Annotated in this window: 15 protein-coding genes and 1 pseudogene; 9 read left to right on the plus strand and 7 right to left on the minus strand. The window is 71.9% G+C overall.

What is annotated here, in order from left to right:
- Nucleotides 1–60: 60 nt before the first annotated feature.
- A complete protein-coding gene (locus tag AC5L38_RS38630; RefSeq protein ID WP_495247773.1) occupies nt 61–1,902 on the minus strand; it encodes a discoidin domain-containing protein in 1,842 nt (613 codons plus the stop codon).
- A gap of 871 nt (nt 1,903–2,773) precedes the next feature.
- Here AC5L38_RS38630 and AC5L38_RS38635 point away from each other — a divergent pair.
- Nucleotides 2,774–4,171 carry a serine hydrolase domain-containing protein gene (locus tag AC5L38_RS38635; protein WP_495247774.1) on the plus strand — a complete coding sequence of 466 codons (1,398 nt, stop codon included), beginning with the start codon at nt 2,774–2,776 and terminating at the stop codon, nt 4,169–4,171.
- On the opposite strand, the gene AC5L38_RS38640 is transcribed toward AC5L38_RS38635, so the two are convergent.
- Together AC5L38_RS38640 and AC5L38_RS38645 are read right to left on the minus strand one after the other, a co-directional pair.
- Nucleotides 4,156–4,800: a response regulator transcription factor gene (locus AC5L38_RS38640; RefSeq protein ID WP_495247775.1), complete on the minus strand. Its 645-nt coding sequence runs from the start codon at nt 4,798–4,800 to the stop codon at nt 4,156–4,158. The genes AC5L38_RS38635 and AC5L38_RS38640 overlap by 16 nt on opposite strands.
- Nucleotides 4,791–6,050: a sensor histidine kinase gene (locus tag AC5L38_RS38645; RefSeq protein ID WP_495247776.1), complete on the minus strand. Its 1,260-nt coding sequence runs from the start codon at nt 6,048–6,050 to the stop codon at nt 4,791–4,793. Before AC5L38_RS38645 ends, AC5L38_RS38640 begins: the two co-directional genes overlap by 10 nt.
- 413 nt (nt 6,051–6,463) lie before the next feature.
- On the opposite strand from AC5L38_RS38645, the gene AC5L38_RS38650 reads away from it, so the two are divergent.
- Both AC5L38_RS38650 and AC5L38_RS38655 read left to right on the plus strand, forming a co-directional pair.
- A complete protein-coding gene (locus tag AC5L38_RS38650) occupies nt 6,464–6,973 on the plus strand; it encodes a hypothetical protein (protein ID WP_495247777.1) in 510 nt (169 codons plus the stop codon).
- A gap of 436 nt (nt 6,974–7,409) precedes the next feature.
- A pseudogene (locus AC5L38_RS38655) lies at nt 7,410–8,384 on the plus strand (RNA polymerase sigma factor); the annotation flags it as partial.
- Nucleotides 8,385–8,461: 77 nt separating this feature from the next.
- On the opposite strand, the gene AC5L38_RS38660 reads toward AC5L38_RS38655, so the two are convergent.
- The 3 genes from AC5L38_RS38660 to AC5L38_RS38670 form a co-directional block, all read right to left on the minus strand.
- Nucleotides 8,462–9,292: an NAD(P)H-binding protein gene (locus AC5L38_RS38660; protein WP_495247778.1), complete on the minus strand. Its 831-nt coding sequence runs from the start codon at nt 9,290–9,292 to the stop codon at nt 8,462–8,464.
- Nucleotides 9,293–9,533: 241 nt separating this feature from the next.
- Nucleotides 9,534–9,839: a hypothetical protein gene (locus AC5L38_RS38665; RefSeq protein WP_495247779.1), complete on the minus strand. Its 306-nt coding sequence runs from the start codon at nt 9,837–9,839 to the stop codon at nt 9,534–9,536.
- Between the two features lie 23 nt (nt 9,840–9,862).
- The gene (locus AC5L38_RS38670; protein WP_495247780.1) at nt 9,863–10,303 is read right to left on the minus strand and encodes an Lrp/AsnC family transcriptional regulator; all 441 of its coding nucleotides are present in this window, start codon (nt 10,301–10,303) and stop codon (nt 9,863–9,865) included.
- Between the two features lie 34 nt (nt 10,304–10,337).
- Between AC5L38_RS38670 and AC5L38_RS38675 the strand changes: the two genes are divergently transcribed.
- Nucleotides 10,338–11,225 (plus strand): SMP-30/gluconolactonase/LRE family protein, encoded by an 888-nt coding sequence (locus AC5L38_RS38675; protein ID WP_495247781.1) that lies wholly within the window; start codon nt 10,338–10,340, stop codon nt 11,223–11,225.
- A 94-nt stretch (nt 11,226–11,319) separates the two neighbouring features.
- On the opposite strand, the gene AC5L38_RS38680 is transcribed toward AC5L38_RS38675, so the two are convergent.
- The gene (locus AC5L38_RS38680; protein WP_495247782.1) at nt 11,320–11,718 is read right to left on the minus strand and encodes an SRPBCC family protein; all 399 of its coding nucleotides are present in this window, start codon (nt 11,716–11,718) and stop codon (nt 11,320–11,322) included.
- Between the two features lie 595 nt (nt 11,719–12,313).
- Here AC5L38_RS38680 and AC5L38_RS38685 point away from each other — a divergent pair.
- The 5 genes from AC5L38_RS38685 to AC5L38_RS38705 all read left to right on the plus strand — a co-directional run bounded on the left by AC5L38_RS38685 (nt 12,314) and on the right by AC5L38_RS38705 (nt 16,298).
- Nucleotides 12,314–13,252 (plus strand): CPBP family intramembrane glutamic endopeptidase, encoded by a 939-nt coding sequence (locus AC5L38_RS38685; RefSeq protein WP_495247815.1) that lies wholly within the window; start codon nt 12,314–12,316, stop codon nt 13,250–13,252.
- Nucleotides 13,253–13,421: 169 nt separating this feature from the next.
- Nucleotides 13,422–13,736 (plus strand): ArsR/SmtB family transcription factor, encoded by a 315-nt coding sequence (locus AC5L38_RS38690; protein ID WP_495247783.1) that lies wholly within the window; start codon nt 13,422–13,424, stop codon nt 13,734–13,736.
- Nucleotides 13,737–13,759: 23 nt separating this feature from the next.
- Entirely contained in the window at nt 13,760–14,701 is a 942-nt protein-coding gene (locus tag AC5L38_RS38695) for an SRPBCC family protein (RefSeq protein ID WP_495247784.1), read from the plus strand.
- A gap of 152 nt (nt 14,702–14,853) precedes the next feature.
- Nucleotides 14,854–15,162 (plus strand): hypothetical protein, encoded by a 309-nt coding sequence (locus AC5L38_RS38700; RefSeq protein ID WP_495247785.1) that lies wholly within the window; start codon nt 14,854–14,856, stop codon nt 15,160–15,162.
- Complete coding sequence (locus tag AC5L38_RS38705; protein WP_495247786.1) at nt 15,159–16,298, plus strand: bifunctional WXG100 family type VII secretion target/C40 family peptidase; 1,140 nt, start codon at nt 15,159–15,161, stop codon at nt 16,296–16,298. Before AC5L38_RS38700 ends, AC5L38_RS38705 begins: the two co-directional genes overlap by 4 nt.
- The last annotated feature ends 98 nt before the right edge of the window (nt 16,299–16,396 follow it).

A 16,396-nucleotide genomic window follows, 5' to 3' on the forward strand; every position in this document is an offset into this window, starting at 1 on the left:
CTCCGGCCGGACCGGCACCGCTTCGGTGCCGGTCCGGCCGGAGGCGTCACACGGGGGGTGCTAGGAGGAGTAGACCTCGAACGAGGAGAGCTGCCCGGCGGGCCAGCCCGTGTTGCCGGTGATGTTCAGCCGCACGTACCTCTTCGTCGTCGCCGGGAAGGTGACGGTCGCGGTGTTGCCGGTGGCCGGGTCGAAGGTGAGGCCCCGCGACGACACGAGAGTGTCGAAGGTCGTGCCGTTGGACGAGCCGAGCACCGACAGCGTCTGGGTGCGCGTGCCCCAGGCGCTGGACGGCGGCAGCTTCAGCACCACGCGCCCGACGGTGGCCTGCGCGCAGAGGTCGACGGTGATCGACTGGGGGAAGGCGTGGTTGGCGCTCTCCCAGTAGGTGTTCGCGTTGCCGTCGACCGCGTTGGCCGCCACGTAGTTCTGCGTGGTGCTGCTCGCGCTGATCGACTTGCCGCGGGCCAGGTCGCCGGTGCCCGGGGAGCAGCCGGGCGGGGCCCCGGTCGTCGCGGTCACCGTGCCGGAGGGCGGCGAGGTGTTCTGCGCGGCGTCCCTGGCGACCACGTAGAAGCTGTAGGAGGTCGACGGCGTGAGGCCGGTGACGGTGAACGACGTCCCGGCGGTGCTGCCCACCTTGACGTCGGTGGCGCCCGCCTCACGGTAGACGTCGTAGCCGCTCACCCCGACGTTGTCGGTGGCCGCGTTCCAGCCCACCGTGATGCTCGTGCTGGACGCCGGGACGGCGCGCGCGGCGCCAGGCGCGGTCGGGGGCTGGGTGTCCCGCGTGCCGCCGGCTCTGCGGGTCTCGAACTCCGTCGCCCAGTACTTCGTCCGGTCCAGGTACGCGTTCTCCGCCGCGGCACCCGTCTTGCCGTACGCGCCCTCGAACGTCTGGTAGCCGAACCCGGCGGGCGGGGTGGAGTCCGCGGGCTCGATGGAGCTGCCCTCGTGCCACTCGTTGAACGAGGTGATGGAGACCCAGGTCGGCAGGCCGCCCTTGGCCGGGTCGAGGGCGTTGGACCACTCCAGGTCGTAGGTGGCGCCGCCCGCGCGGCCCAGGGTCGGGGTGGTGTTGCCGGGCACCGCGCGGTCGTCGATGTAGCCGGGGGCCACCGAGGGCGCCCAGATCAGGTTGTTCTGCTTGGCGTACGCGCTCGCGTTGGCCCAGCCGGGGGCGGTGGCGCCGGCGATCCCGTCGTAGGTGTACATGCCGGAGAAGTGCGCGATCTTCGAGGTGTCGGTGGTCTGGGCGAGCACGATGTTGCCCGCGGTGACCTGGTCGAGCGCGGCCCAGTCGGTGATCCTCAGGCTCTCGAACACGTAGAACGCCGCCCGGTCGCCGTGCTCGGCGTCACGGTAGAAGGCCGGGTGGGAGCCGTAGCGGGTGTTGATGTAGCGGATGTCCTCAACGGTGGAGGCCGCCGTGCGCCCGCCGTAGGGCTCCAGGTGCCAGGCGACCTTGACGCCGTACTGCGCGGCGGCGTCCATCACGCCCTGGGTGAGCCTGTCCTCGAAGCTGTCGCGGCCCCACCAGCTGTAGACGATGACGCCGACCCCGGCCTGCTTGATCCACTGCATGTGCCTGGTGACGGCGCCCGCGTAGTCGCCCGAGTCGTAGGCGCCCAGGCTGGGGTACAGGTCGGCGCCCACGTCGCCCGGCGGGGTGTGGCCGCCCTGCTGCCAGTGCCGCCACTCACCGCTCGTCTGGGGGTTGCCGTACCAGGAGTAGTAGAACAGGTGGACGTTGGAAGACTGCTCTGGGACGGCCGCGCCGCGCGCCGGGAGCGGTGCCTGGGCTCCGGCCCAGCACAGGGCGGCCAGCAGGAGCGCGAGGACGAGCTGGACGCGTCGCCCGGTATGGCGTAAGCGGCTGACAGATTGATCGGATGTCTTCATCGGCTGACCCTTCGTCACGCGGGGCCGGATCGCCGCGGCCGGCGGGGCATGCGGTCATCACGATCCAGCCGGGTGGGGGGCGGAGAGGCTACCGCCGTCACCGGGGAGATCGATGAACGGCGTTGTGCACACCATAAGATGGCGGCTGGATGTCCGCAATGTTTCTACTTCTTTTCGCAAAAATATGCTTGTCGAGCGGCTTTGCGTGATAGATCGACCGGCAGAGACCGACAGGAGAGCCGGTCGGGGGCCGCTGGTCGATACATATCTTGGAACGGTCCGATGTTTCGCTCGCCGCCGCCGAGGGGGTTCCCGTCGGCGAGAAGTGCCCGCCGCCGAGGGTCCCCCGCCGCGTGGAGGCTGTCCGCCGCCGGGGGTTTCCCGCTGGTGACGGGTCGCCCGCCACCGGCGGGAGGTACGGCGCGGCGGGTGCTCCGGCGCTGGGGAACCTGTGGTTTTTCGCAGGGGAACGCGGAGGGATCTCCCAATGGTCCGGGCGGGGCGGTGTTCGTAGCGTCGACTGGTGCCCGCATTCAAGATCGAAAATGGTCCGCTCCCCCGGCGCCTCGCCGTCGGCCGCCCGAGAGCCCGCGCCGTCATACTCGCGACGGCCCTCCTGACGGCGACCGCGTTCCCGCCGGCGTCGTTCGCGTCGGCGTCGTTCCCGTCGGCCCCGCTCGCGTCGGCGTCATCGTCGGCGACCTCGTTCCCGCCGGCGTCGTTCGCGGCGCCCCCGTTCTCCTCGGCGCCGTCGGAGGCGGCGCCACCGCCGGCCTCCTTGACGGCGGCTTCCTCGGCGGCTTCCTCGGCGGCATCGTCGGCGACGACGTCACCGGAGGGAACGGGTCACGCCACCCGGGAGATCGATCCCGTGTCCGTCGACCGTTTCGTGAACGCCTACCGGGAGGCGACCGGCCTGCCGGGGGTCGCGGTCGCCGTCACCAAGGGGGACCGGGTCGTCCACGTCGCCGGATACGGCCGCACCGCCTCCGGCGATCCCGTCACGGCGGACACCCCGATGGCGATCGCCTCGCTCAGCAAGTCCTTCACCTCCCTGGCTGTCATGCAACTGGTGGAGAAGGGAGTCGTCAGGCTCGACGAGCCGGTGCGCGTCCGGCTCCCCGAGTTCGCGATGGCCGACCCGCGAGCGGCCCGCGTCACCGTACGCCAGCTGCTGGACCAGACCTCGGGCATGGCCGACGAGGCCTTTCCCGAGAGGAGCCAACCCCAGCCCCGATCACTCCGCGAGGCCGTCGCGCGGCTCAGGGGTGCGAGGCTGGCCGCCGACCCCGGCACGCGGTGGAGCTACCACAACACCAACTTCCAGGTCGCCGCGCGGCTGGTCGAGGTGGCGAGCGGCACACCCTTCGCCGACTACCTCCGCACGCACGTGTTCGGCCCGCTCGGCATGCGGAACAGCACCACCGTCGACACCGAGCGCGACCTCCCCGCGAGCGCGCGAGGCCACCTCCACCTGCTCGGCGCCACGCTCGCCCTTCCCGAGCCCCCGGGGTTCGGCAACGGCTCCGGCGGGGTGATCAGCAGCGCGAGGGACATGGCCCAATGGATGATCATGCAGAACGGCGAGGGGGCCGGTCCCGGCGGCGTCCGCGTCGTCTCCGCCGCGAGCGTCGCGGAGATGCGCACCCCGTCCAGGATCAACGACTCCTACGCCCTGGGCTGGGCGATCGGCACGACCGCGAAGGGCTCACCGGTCGTCGGGCACGGCGGCGACCTGCTCACCGCGACGGCCCAGCAGACGCTCCTGCCCCGGTCGGGGTACGGCGTCGTGGTCATGGCCAACACCGGCACGGCGTACGGCGACAGCGACGCCGTCGCGGACGCGCTGGTCGCCATGGCCGAGGGGGAGGAGCCCGAGGCGCCCCCCTCGGTCCCCCCGAGCCTGGTCGTCGACATCGCCATGGCGCTGGCCGCCGCCGTGACGCTCCTCCTGGCGGGCCGCGGGCTGGCCCGTTCCCGCCGGTGGGCGGCGCGGCGTGCCGGTCGCCCGGCGTGGCGGACGGCGGCGCGGCTGCTGCCGTACGCGCTGCCGGGGGTGCTGTGCCTGACGATCACCGACGTCTTCGGGGTGCTGGCCAGGGGAAAGGACACCACCTGGACGCATGTGGCCTATCTCTACCTGTCCTTCATGATCTGGCTCGTCCTCGCCACCGGCGCCTGCGTGGTCCTGGTCCTGGTACGGATGGGCCACCTGGTACGGGCGCGCCGGGAGCCCGCGCCAGGTACCGGGGATCAGCCGTCCAGGTAGCGCAGGATGGCCAGGACACGGCGGCTGTAGCCGGGGGTGCGGGACAGCCCGAACTTGTCGAAGATCGCGTTGACGTGCTTCTCCACCGTGCTCTGCGACACGTGCAGGCGCTCGGCGATCGCGGCGTTGACGAGCCCCTGGGCCAGCTGCTCCAGCACCTGTGACTCCCGCCGGGTGAGCTTGCTCAGCGGGTCGGTGCGGGTGGTACGGGCGAGCAGCCGCCGGACCACCTCCGGGTCGAAGACCGCCCCGCCCGCGCGGACCCGCTCCAGCGACTCCAGGAACTCTCCCAGCTCGGTCACCCGGTCCTTGAGCAGGTAGCCCAGCCCCTCGGGCGTCCCGGCGAGCAGCCGTGCGGCGTAGGCCGTCTCGACGTACTGCGACAGCACGAGCACGCCCACCTCCGGCCGGCGCTCCCGGATCGTCAGCGCGGCCCGCAGCCCCTCACCGGCCTGGCCCGGCGGCATTCGCACGTCCACGATCGCCACGTCGGGCCGGTGCTCGTCCACGGCCTCGATCAGCCCCGCGGAGTCGCCCACCGCCGCCACCACCTCATGCCCCGCCTCCTCCAGGAGGCGGACCAGGCCCTCGCGGAACAGCACGGAGTCGTCGGCGAGGATCAGCCGCATGACGGCTCCCGGCGTTCGGACCCGCCGAGGGGCAACGTCGCCGTGATCCTGGTCGGGCCGCCGGGAGGGCTGTCCACCTCGAAGGCGCCGTCCAGCGCCAGAACCCGCCGCTCCAGCCCGGACAGCCCGCCACCGGCGGGATCCGCTCCGCCCCGGCCGTCGTCGGTGATCTCCACGGTCGTCATGTGCTCGTCCTCGCTCAGGACCACCAGGACACTCCGGGCGTCCGCGTGTTTCGCGGCGTTGGCGATGGCCTCGCGGACCACGAAGTAGACGGCCGTCTCGATCTCGGACACCGGGCGCTCCGCGAGGTCGTACCGGACGGTCACCCGCACGCCCGCCCGTTCGGCCACCCCGGCCAGGGCGTCGCGCAGGCCCAGCTCGTCCAGCGCGGCGGGGTAGATCCGCCAGGCCACGCCGCGCAGCTCGTCGAGGAGGCGGCGTGACTCCGCGTACGCCTGGTCCACGAGGGCGGCGACCGCGGCCGGGTCGGTCCCGTGCCGGGCCCGGCCCAGCAGCATCCCCAGGGCCACCCCCCTCTGCTGGACACCGTCGTGCAGGTCACGCTCGATGCGCCGCCGCTCGTCGTCGACGGCCCGCACGATGCCGCTGCGGGTGGCGGTCAGCTCCGCGATGCGGCGGCGCATCGCCTCCCGCTCCCCCGGCCCGGCGAAGTACGCCGCCAGCCGCCGCTCCGCGGCCACCGTCGCCGCGCCCCACAGCGCGGACAGTGCCAGCAGGACCAGCCCGTACGCGGTGCCCAGCGGCCCGCTGTCGACGGTGAGGCGCACGCCGGGGTAACGCAGCGGGACCGGGGACGACCCCCCGGAGAGCAGTTCCCCGACGCCGCCGGACAGGAACAGCAGCCCGACGAAGAGACCGGCGAAGAGCACGCAGCTCGCGAGCGTGCCGAACGCCGCCCGCAGCGCGAGGTAGCCGTACCCGCCCCGCACCGGCACCCCGCCGGTGTCGTGGCCGAACCAGGCGGCCAGCCGGGCGCGTTCCAGCGCGACCAGCCGCGCCGTTCCCGCCTCCGCGAACCGCCGGGCGGCGCGGCGGCCCGCGGGCCACACCGCCAGGACCGCGAACAGCCCGCCCGCGACGCACAGGAAACCGAGCTCGGCGACGGCCGTCACGCCCCCCGCCGCCAGGCCGACGACGCGCCGGGCGGCCCGCGCGACCGGTGCCCCGGCCCGCGCGGGCCGGGGCACCGGTCGCGGCACGGCGTTCGTCCTGGGCGTCGTCGACATCAGACGAATTGTATTGACCTTTCTTCGGCTCCCAAGAACACCGGGAAAGGCATTGACCGCCGAAACCGGGCGATACCTCTCGGCCCGGAGGCCGGGGAAAGCCCGGCCCGGGAGAACGGTGAGGCGCGGCATCGGCCCGGCCGCCTCCGGAGAACCTCGGGCCCCGAGCCCCGGCGTCCTTGGAATTTCCGTGTCTCAGAGTCCGGAGACCACAATCTTCCGTGAGGCTCCCGGAGTCCCCCGAGTCCCTGGAGCCACCGGAGCCCTAAAGGCGGAGTCCCGTGGAACCCCTTGAGCCCGGGCATCATGCGAGCGATCACTGAAGGGTCGAATACCTACACAAAACGCCTGGAAGGCTGCCATGGGCACGAATTCACGTTGACCGGCCACCAAGAATTGGCCATATTTGCGCAATGATTCATCTACGTCCCCTCGCGGGAGCGATCCTCGCTTCCATTCTGCTGGCCGGCTCCGTCGCCGCCCCCGCGGCGGCCTCGACCAGGGAAACCGTCGCCGTCTCCTCGACCGAGGCGGCCGCGCGACCGAGCAACGGAAAGATCCTCTACGACCGGATCAGCGGCGGGCGAGGCAAGCTGAAGGTCAAGAACGGAAGCAGCAGGGACGCCGTCGTCACACTGGTCCGTGGCAGGTCCAAGGCGATCAGCATCTACGTCCGCGCCCGGTCCACCGCCTCCATCACCGACGTCAGGGACGGCACCTACACCATCTTCTTCACCTCCGGTCACCGGTTCAGCAACTCCCGGGGCAGGTTCACCAGCGCCCCCTCCTACCAGCGCTTCACCACCCGGCTGAGGTACACCTCGAACGCGACCAGCTCGGTCATCTACACCCTGACCCTCAACCGCGTCAGGGGCGGCAACGCCCCGACGACCGGCGTCAACCCGAACGACTTCCCCGCCTGATCCGGACCTGTCCCCCTCCCCCGTACGCACACCGGCATGGCAACGCCCGCAGCGTCGCCGGAAGATCCGCCGGGCGGCCTTTCCCAGCCGGGGAAGGCCGCCCGGCGGCGGGGCGGGACGATCACCCCCTTCCCGAGAGCTCCCGGGACCTCCCGAGAGCTTCCGAGAGCTTCCAAGAGCTTCCAAGAGCTTCCGGCGGCGGAACTCTCCGCTCCCCACGGCCGGGCTCTCCACGTCCGGAGGCCGGGCTCTCCTGCTCCCGGCGGCAAGGCTCTCCGCTCCCAGCGAAGGAAGCGACGGCGAGCCAGGCGCCGCAGCACACCGTCGCGGGACGTACCTTGAACTGCACGGGTTGTTGTATCTGACCAGACCTGGGGAAGGTGTGAACGCCATGGAAGCCGCCACCGTGGAAGGCACCGTTGAGGTTGTCGAGGCTGAGGAAGAAGAGCTCGTCCTGACCGACGACGACGAGGTGCCCGCAGCCCTGGAGGCGACCGCCGGAGCGAGCACCGATCCGGTCAAGGACTATCTCAAGCAGATCGGCAGGATCCCCCTCCTCAACGCCGAGCAGGAGGTCGAGCTCGCCAGGCGCATCGAGGCCGGGCTGTTCGCCACCGAACGGCTCAACGACGGCGACCTGCTCCAGCCCGACGTGCGCGCGGAGCTCGAATGGCTCGCCGAGGACGGCCACCGGGCCAAGAACCACCTGCTGGAGGCCAACCTGCGCCTGGTGGTGTCACTGGCCAAGCGCCACACCGGCCGGGGCATGCTGTTCCTGGACCTGATCCAGGAGGGCAACCTGGGTCTGATCCGCGCCGTGGAGAAGTTCGACTACACCAAGGGCTTCAAGTTCTCCACGTACGCCACCTGGTGGATCAAGCAGGCGATCACCCGGGCGCTCGCCGACCAGGCCCGCACCATCCGCATCCCCGTGCACATGGTCGAGGTGATCAACAAGCTGGCGCGCGTGCACCGGCAGATGACGACCGACCTGGGCCGCGAGCCCACCCCCGAGGAGCTGGCCGTGGAGCTGGAGATGACCCCGGAGCGGGTCGTCGAGGTCCAGGGGTACGGACGGGAGCCGATCTCCCTGCACAGCCCGCTGGGCACCGAGGGCGACAGCGAGTTCGGCGACCTCATCGAGGACTCCGAGGCGATCACCCCCGAGGACGCGGTGGCCTCCGCGCTGCTTCAGGAGCAGCTGCACACGATCCTGGAGGCGCTGTCGGAGCGCGAGGCCGGGGTGGTGGCCATGCGGTTCGGGCTCGGCGACGGCCGGCCCAAGACACTGGAGGAGATCGGGCGTGCCTACGGGGTGACCCGCGAGCGCATCCGGCAGATCGAGTCCAAGACCATGACGAAGCTGCGCCACCCCTCGCGCTCGCGGGCCCTGCGCGACTATCTGACCTGATCGGTCCCCCGGCCACCCGGACCTGATCGGTTCCTCCGGCCCCCGGCCCCCAGGCCCCATCGCCCAGTCGGTGCCGCTCAGACGGCCGTACGCGCGATGAGAGCGCCGACCGTCTCCTCCAGCCCGGACGGCGACCGGTCAAGCAGGCGCGCGAGATCGGAGCCGGTCTCGGCGAGGGCTCCGGCGCGCACCGCCGGGAACACGCCCCCCAGCCAGCCCGCCTCCGCGTCGGTGATCTCCCGGTGCTCGACGGACCTGCCCAGCACGCGGGTGAGGACCTCGGCGAGCTCTGGGTAGGTCCAGAGCGGACCGCGCAGCTCGTAGGTCGCGTTCTCGTGCCCGGAGCCGGTCAGGGCGGCGCTCGCCGCCAGCGCCAGGTCACGGAACCTCGCGGTGTTGAGCGGCCGCCCGCCGGTGGAGGAGGTGATCTCACCACTCTGCCCCGCCTGCGCCAGCGCGACCCCCAGGAACGCCTCGGAGTAGGGGGCGTTGCGCAGCACCGTGTAGGCGGGCCCTGCCTCGTGGAGTGCCTTCTCCGTCGCCGTGTGATCGGCGACGGGTCCCCTGCCGTCCTCCGCGCCCGCGCCGCTGGTGTAGACGACGCGGCGAACCCCCGCCCGGGCGGCGGCGTCGACGACCGTGCGGTGCTGCCGCACGCGGACCCCGGGCGTCATGTCCGGCCCGGACACCAGGAGCAGGACGTCGACCCCCGCGAGCGCGGCGTCGACGGACGCGGCATCGTCATGATCGCAGTGCCGTACCTCGACACCACGGCCCGGCAGGTCTCCCGCCTTCTCCGGGGTGCGGGCGAGCGCGACGAGATCGCGGGGAGAAACCCTGGAGAGCAGGTCCTCCACGACGAGGCGTCCGAGATTTCCCGTGACACCGGTTACGGCGATCCTGGTCAACGATGTTCCTCTTCTCTCCTACGGCGTCTCGCGGCCTTCCCGCGACTCTCCCCCGGTCTCCCACCGGTTCCGCACCGGTTCCTCGTGGGCGGGCCGTCACCGGCGGCGGGGAGACGCCCGGGGAGCGTACCGGTGAAGGCGCGCCGAACGCCTCGGATTTAATTCCCGTCACCACGCTCCCCTCCCACGGCCCGCGTCAGGGCCTGCGCGCGACGCGTATCTCGGTGACGACCTCCTCCTGTCACTCCCCCGACGGGTTCGCCCAGGCCAGTGCCTCGCGCACCGCCTCGGTGAAGGCGGGCACGCGCTCGCCGAGGCGCGCGGGCGAGGAGTAGGAGAACGACGGCTGCAATCCCACGATGTCGTCGACGGACCGCCGGACCGTACGGGCGAAACACCGGGACTCCAGCCGGTTGAACGCCGGCTCGCGCAGCATCTCGTCGTGGTGCCGCCTGCTCTGGGCGTACCGGTAGCCGGTCCCGGCCGTGCGAGCCCCGGACCGGGCGGTCCTCCGGCCCTCGGGGGTTTCCCGCACCCCGGTGTTCACGCACCCAAGTGCGGGAACGCACACTAGTGCGGGAGATGCAGGCCGCGCTCGAAGAAGCTCTCCAGCACCATGACGGTCCGCGTGCCGGCCACCCCGTCGATCTCGAAGATCCTGCGCAGCACCTCCTGCAGCTCCCGCGTGCTCGCCGTGCGTACCTTGACCAGCAGGGACGCCGGGCCCGCGATGACGTGCGCCTCCTCGATCTCGGGAATCGCCAGCAGCGCCTCGCCCGACGCGCCCATCCACGCCCTCCCCTCCACGAGCACGAACGACAGCACGCCCCTGCCCGCGGCGACGGGATCGACCTCGACGGTCGTCCTCCGGATCAGCCCGCGTTCGCGCAGCTTGCGCACCCGCTCGTGCGCGGCGGCGCTCGACAGCCCCACCGCGGCCCCGAGCTCGGCGTAAGGCTGACCGGCGTCAGCCTGAAGGAGGCTGATCAACATCTTGTCAATCCTGTCCATCGCCGTATCATATTCTGTGATCAAGGAGGATTACATGACCGAATCCATCGCAGCGGAGTTCGAGGTGCTCGACGAGCGGTTCGCCGGCGTCGGGGGCGACGAGCGGATCGAGCGGATCTACCACGGGTGCCGATGGGCCGAGGGTCCCGCCTACGTCGCGGCGGGCCGCTACCTGCTGTGGAGCGACATCCCCAACGACAGGATCCTCCGATGGGATGAGATGACCGGGAACGTCGGCCCCTTCCGCGTTCCCGCGGGCTACACCAACGGTCACACCCTCGACCGGCAGGGCCGTCTGATCTCCTGCGAGCACGGCGGCCGGCGGGTGACCCGCACCGAGCACGACGGCTCCGTCACCGTCATCGCCGACAGCTGGCGGGGCAAGCGTCTCAACAGCCCCAACGACGTGGTGGTCAGGTCGGACGGCTCCGTCTGGTTCACCGATCCCCGTTACGGCATCCTCAGCGACTACGAGGGGCACCGCGCGGAAAGCGAGATCGGCAACGACCAGGTCTACCGCCTCGACCCCGCCACCGGGGAGGTCACGGCGGTGGCCGACGACTTCGCCCGCCCCAACGGCCTGGCCTTCTCACCGGACGAGTCCCTGCTCTACGTCGCCGACACCCAACGCGGGCATCTGCGGGTCTTCGACGTGCGCGGCGACGCGCTGGAGAACGGCAGGGTGCTCGCGGAGTGCTCGGCGGGCGGCCTGGACGGGATCAGGCTCGACGCCACCGGCCGGATCTGGGGGGCGACGCACGAGGGGGTGCACTGTTTCGCCCCGGACGGCACCCTGATCGGCAAACTGAGGCTTCCCGAGAAGACCTCCAACCTGGTCTTCGGCGGCCTCAAGCGCAACTGGCTGTTCATGACGGCCTCCACCTCGGTCTACGCGATCATGACCAACGTCCGCGGGGCGTGAGCCTTCCGGGGCGGGGCCGGAAGGCTCATCGGAGCCGGACGCGGCCCGGCGCGCGGCCGGGCGCGGTCAGCCGCCCGCGAGCGACGGGCGGGGATCAGCCGCGCCGGCCCACCTGGCCGGCCAGCCGCTCCAGGCTGTCGTCGAGCGCCCGGTCGGCGGCGTCGCCCGGCGGGGCGTGCGTCTCGTCGAAGAAGGACAGGTGGATCGTCACCTCGCTCTCGGTGTCGCCGATGCCGGCCACCTGGAGCCATCCGGCGTAGCTGCCGTCGTCGCGGGTGCCCCACTCCATCCGGAGCTGGTCGCGATCGGTGCGCAGCAGCGCGCGGGCGTCCTGCCCGGTGGCGTCCTCGTGCACCGTCACCGCGGGCAGCTCTCCCGGGCGTACGTGCAGTTCGTGCGGGAGCCATTCGTCGAGGCTGTCCAGGTCGCCCGCCCGCTCGAACACCGCCTCCGGCGACGCGGCGATCGTACGGGAACGCTCGTATTCACTCATCTCGATTCCTCCGGTGTGGAGCCGCCGGCCTCGGCCCCGGGGTCGCCGGCCGGTCGTGGACGTTGATCGGCGACCTACCCCGCCCGGCGGGATCCATCCACGAAGCACCAGGTCGAACCGGATTCCGGGAGCTCGCGGCCGGGGCTTTCGCCGGGTACCCATGAACCCCCGGAGAGGCCGCGCGGAACCGAACGGCACCGGGTGTCGTTGTGCCGGGAGGGGTACGGGGAACCCGGCGTGGAGCATCGAGCTCGATGAGGCGCGTCCCGCCCTGAACCTCATGAACTCCGTGAACCCATCGGAACGGAACGAAGCCATGCACGTCCCCCAGGACCCCCGGCCCGGGGCGGAGCCCCTCCAGCCTCCCGGCCCGCCGCCCCACCCGCCCGGTCCTCCCGGCGCTCACAGCGCTCATGGCGGCACGTCCGGCGCTCACGGCGCTCACGGTGGCACGTCCGGCACGTCCGGCACGTCCGGCACCCCCGGTGCTCATGGCGCTCACGGCGGCACGTCCGGCGCCCCCGGCGCTTCCCATCCGTCCGGCCCTCCCGGCACGCCCGGCGTCCCCGCCACCCCTCACCCGTTCGGCGTGCCCATGGAGCACTTCCCGCCCCCGCCCCGTCGTGACCCCTGGCTGGTGCCGGCGCCGCCCGGCAGCCGCTACGACCGGCTGGCGCGCAACCGCCTGCACGCCTGGTGGCGGCCGGTGCTGGGCACGATCGTGGGACTCGCGGGCCTGATGATCGCCGGGCTCGCCGTCATCCTCGGCGGCGCGACGGTCGGCGTGGTCGCGGGCGCCGAGATGGGCGGGTCCGGCGGGCAGATCTTCACCGACCCTGTGGTCGACCTGGGGATCAACCTGCTCGCGATCGCGGTCGTCCTGCCGATCGTGTACGGCGTGGTGGCGTGGATCCAGCGGCGCCCGCCCGGCACCCTCTCCTCGGTCACGGGCCGCCTGCGGTGGCGGTGGATGGCGTGGTGCGCGGCGGTGGCGATCGGCGCCGTGGCGCTGGGCCAGGCCGCGGTCGCCCTCACCTACGTCGTCTCGGGGAAGGATCTCGGCGACATGTTCGGCTGGATCGGCTGGGAGCGTTTCCTGCCCGCCCTGGTCGTCACCCTGCTCCTGGTGCCCTTCCAGGCCGCCGCCGAGGAGTACGTCTTCCGGGGGTGGCTGATCCAGGCGTTCGGCGCCTTCCTCTCCAACCCGTGGCCGGGCATCCTGCTGAGCGCCGTCGGCTTCACCGCCGTACACGCCTACGTCGACTGGGGCATCGTCGACGTCTTCGCCTTCGGGGCGCTGATGGGCTGGCTGGCGGTGCGGACCGGCGGCCTGGAGGCCGCCATCGCCCTGCACGTGGTCAACAACGTGCTGGCGTTCGGGGTCAGCGGCGCCGACGGGACCCTGTCGGAGGCGCTGAAGCAGGGGTCGGTGCCCTGGCAGACCCTGGCGGGAACGGTGGTGCAGCTCGGCCTCTACGCGATCGTGGTGCTGGTCCTGGCCAGGCGGCGGAGGATCGAGACCCTCTCCCGCTGACCCCCCGGCGACCACGGCCCGGATCACCCCGTCACCCCCCGTGTCGACACCTCGCCATCCGTGCGGAAACCGGTCGGACCACGGCACTTCCCTCCCGTGCCAGGCGCGGCGCCCGCACCGTCTTCGTGCTCCTTGACAGCTTATATGCCAATCCGGCTATATTGCCGATGTGGCAACCACATTCGAAGTGCTGGCCGAGCCCCGGCGCCGGGAGATCCTCGACCTGCTCCGCACCGGCGAGCGCCCCGTGGGCGACCTGGTGGAGCGGCTCGCGCTGACCCAGCCGACGGTGTCGAAGCACCTGAGGATCCTGCGCGAGGCGGGCCTGGTCGAGGTCAGGCACGACGCCCAACGCCGGTGGTACCGGCTGCGACCGGAACCGCTCGCCGAGATGGCCGCCTGGCTCGAGCCCTACCGGAGCATGTGGGAGACCAGCCTGGACGCGCTGGAACGCCACCTCGACACCATGCCGGAAGAGACCTGATGAAACGTCAGAAAAGGTGGCATATGAAAGAGCGAGAGGCGACCCTGCGGACCGTCGACGGCCGGCCGACGCTGCGCTTCGAGCGGCGGCTGGCCCACTCCCCCGAGAAGGTCTGGAGGGCCGTCACCAACCCGGCCGAGATGGTCCACTGGTTCCCGGCGGCGGTGGAGACCGAGCAGGTCGTCGGCGCCGAGATGCGCTTCACCTTCGAGGGCGGGGACGACCTCACCCACGGCCGGATCCTGGAACTCGACCCTCCGAAGGTGTACGCCTTCCGATGGAACCGGGACGTGCTGCGCTTCGAGCTGCTCCCCGACGGATCGGGCTGCCTGCTCGTCCTCACCCACACGCTGGGAGGCGGGTGGACCGGCAGGCTGACCGCGGGCCGCACCGCGGCGGGCTGGGACGTCTGCCTGACCGCGCTGCTGGCCAGGCTGGACGGCGAGTCCTCCGAACAGCCTTCGGACTGGGCCGATCGCATCGGGGCCTACGTCGAGGCCTTCGGGCTCGCCGAGGGTGAGACCCGGGAGAGCGGCGACGGTCACCTCGTGAGGTTCGCGCGCGACCTGATGTGGAAGCCCGTCGAGGAGGTGTGGGACATCCTCGTCGGGCGGGACGCCCCCCGGCCGGGCGCGGAGCCGCCGGCCTGGTTCACCAACCCGTACGTGCCCGCGGGCCCGGTGACCGAGGCCGGGGCACCGCGCGTCCTGGAGTACGAGTGGCTTCACGACGGTGAGCCCGCGGGGCGGGTGCACTGGGAGCTCGCGCACGATCCCGAGCAGGGCACCCGGGTCGTGCTGACGCAGACGGTTCCCGCACGACTGGCCGATCTCCGCGCGACGGTGCTCGCCGCCTGGCAGGCGCACCTGGAGACACTCTTCTCGGCCGTCCAGGACCAGCCCGGGCCCCGGCCCGAGGGCCGCGTCGAGGAACTGCGGAAGGTGTACGAGCACCGCCTTGGATGACGGATGCGCTTTTGTACTGCGATAACCGTCGTCCGGTGGATATGATCACTTCTTGGTAGATATGGCCGGACGGTGGGCAGGAAACCGGCCAACGAGCCAGACCGGCGTCCGAGCAGGTGGTCTCTCGGCGGCGGCGGAGGGAGCCGGCTCCGGTGGGAAACCTTGATCTGAATCGCGAGGCGCTGGCCAAGCTGCGCACCGCGGTGAACACCCAGGGAAGAAAGCTCGCCACCGTCGGCGACGACTTCCCGGCCACGGGCGGCGCGGGGTCGTCGCTCTTCGGGACCCTGGACGGCGCCCAGGAGCTGGCCGGTGCGATCGGCCGGGTCGAAGGGCACGCGGACAGCGAGCTCGGCACGGTGAAGAGCCGTCTCGACGGCGTCGAGCGCGCTCTCGACACGATCGAGGACAACGTGACCTCGGCCGAGCGGGGCACCACGAGCCACCTTCCAGCCATATGACCGACATGGGCGCCGTCGCGGCGCTGCCCGGGGGGCAGGCCCTGGTCGCGCTGGCGAAGAAGACGGACGGAGACCCCGCCGCGATCCGGGCGATCGCCGTCCGGTGGCGCAAGGCGGCCGACTCGTCCACCGAGCCGTTCAGGCTCCTGAACAACGCGGTCAACCAGGTGGACGTCGCCTGGAGGGGCGCCTCCGCCGACGCGTTCGTGGCGTACATGCGGCGCTACAACAGTGCGGGCTCCTCCCTGCGAGACGCGCTGGGCGACTGCGCGGGCTGCCTGGACCTCGCCGCCTACGCCGTCGAGACGGCGAAGTCGAACGCCGACCGCGTCTGCGGTGACCTGCTGACCTGGGTGGCGGAGTACCGGCGCCGCAACCCGCAGGCGACCGAGGAGCAGCTCAAGACGAGCATCGGCCAGCAGGTCGAGATGGCGGTGTCCCGCGTACAGGGGCACGTCGACACGGCCGAGACCGCGCTGTCCACCGCGCGGCGTGAGATCGACAAGCATCTCGGCGACACCGCGCTGTTCTCCGCCATCCCGGCCGCGGGTGACCAGGACTTCGTCCCCGGCCCCGGGCACACCACCCGGTGGGTGCCGGTGCCCGAGGAGGAGTTCCGCACCACGCTCGCCGGTACGAACTCCGGCTCGCAGGGCGGCGGAGACGGCGGCGGGGGCGGCAACGGCAACGGCGGCGGCGGACCGTCGTCCGGAGGCCAGGGCGGCGGATCGGGCGGCGGGAGCGGGAGTGGCGGAGGCCAGGCGATCCCGTACACGGTCACCGGCGACGGCACCGGAGCCGACATCGTGGCCGCCGCGCGGAGCCACCTCGGCAAGCCCTACGTCTTCGGCACCGACGGGCCCGACACGTTCGACTGCAGCGGCCTGGTGCACGCCTCGCTGAACGAGGCGGGAATCAAGATCGGGGACAACACCGCCGCCGGGTACCAGGCGAGCGGCCAGCCGATCAGCGGCCCGCCGCAGCCGGGCGACATCGTCTTCTTCGGCGATCCGGCCACCCACTGCGCGGTCTACATGGGCGACGGCAAGATGATCGCCGCCCCGCAGACGGGCGACCATGTCAAGATCCAGAACGTGGCCGGCGCGTCACCCATCACCTACCGGCGCTTCACCTGAGCGCCCGTACGAGGCCCGCCGGGCGACCAGCGGCGTGAACCCTCCTGACAGCGCCACCCCTCGACACCGCCGCACCGGAAACGGGCAGGCGTGCCGCC

Source organism: Streptosporangium nanhuense, assembly GCF_059358815.1.

Excerpts from the sequence above, each read along its gene's own strand:
- AC5L38_RS38640 (WP_495247775.1), bottom strand. The coding sequence starts at position 4,800 with ATGCGGCTGATCCTCGCCGACGACTCCGTGCTGTTCCGCGAGGGCCTG.
- AC5L38_RS38675 (WP_495247781.1), top strand. The coding sequence starts at position 10,338 with ATGACCGAATCCATCGCAGCGGAGTTCGAGGTGCTCGACGAGCGGTTC.
- AC5L38_RS38705 (WP_495247786.1), top strand. The coding sequence starts at position 15,159 with ATGACCGACATGGGCGCCGTCGCGGCGCTGCCCGGGGGGCAGGCCCTG.
- AC5L38_RS38670 (WP_495247780.1), bottom strand. The coding sequence starts at position 10,303 with ATGGACAGGATTGACAAGATGTTGATCAGCCTCCTTCAGGCTGACGCC.
- AC5L38_RS38695 (WP_495247784.1), top strand. The coding sequence starts at position 13,760 with ATGAAAGAGCGAGAGGCGACCCTGCGGACCGTCGACGGCCGGCCGACG.
- AC5L38_RS38645 (WP_495247776.1), bottom strand. The coding sequence starts at position 6,050 with ATGTCGACGACGCCCAGGACGAACGCCGTGCCGCGACCGGTGCCCCGG.
- AC5L38_RS38630 (WP_495247773.1), bottom strand. The coding sequence starts at position 1,902 with ATGAAGACATCCGATCAATCTGTCAGCCGCTTACGCCATACCGGGCGA.
- AC5L38_RS38680 (WP_495247782.1), bottom strand. The coding sequence starts at position 11,718 with ATGAGTGAATACGAGCGTTCCCGTACGATCGCCGCGTCGCCGGAGGCG.
- AC5L38_RS38685 (WP_495247815.1), top strand. The coding sequence starts at position 12,314 with ATGGAGCACTTCCCGCCCCCGCCCCGTCGTGACCCCTGGCTGGTGCCG.
- AC5L38_RS38650 (WP_495247777.1), top strand. The coding sequence starts at position 6,464 with ATGATTCATCTACGTCCCCTCGCGGGAGCGATCCTCGCTTCCATTCTG.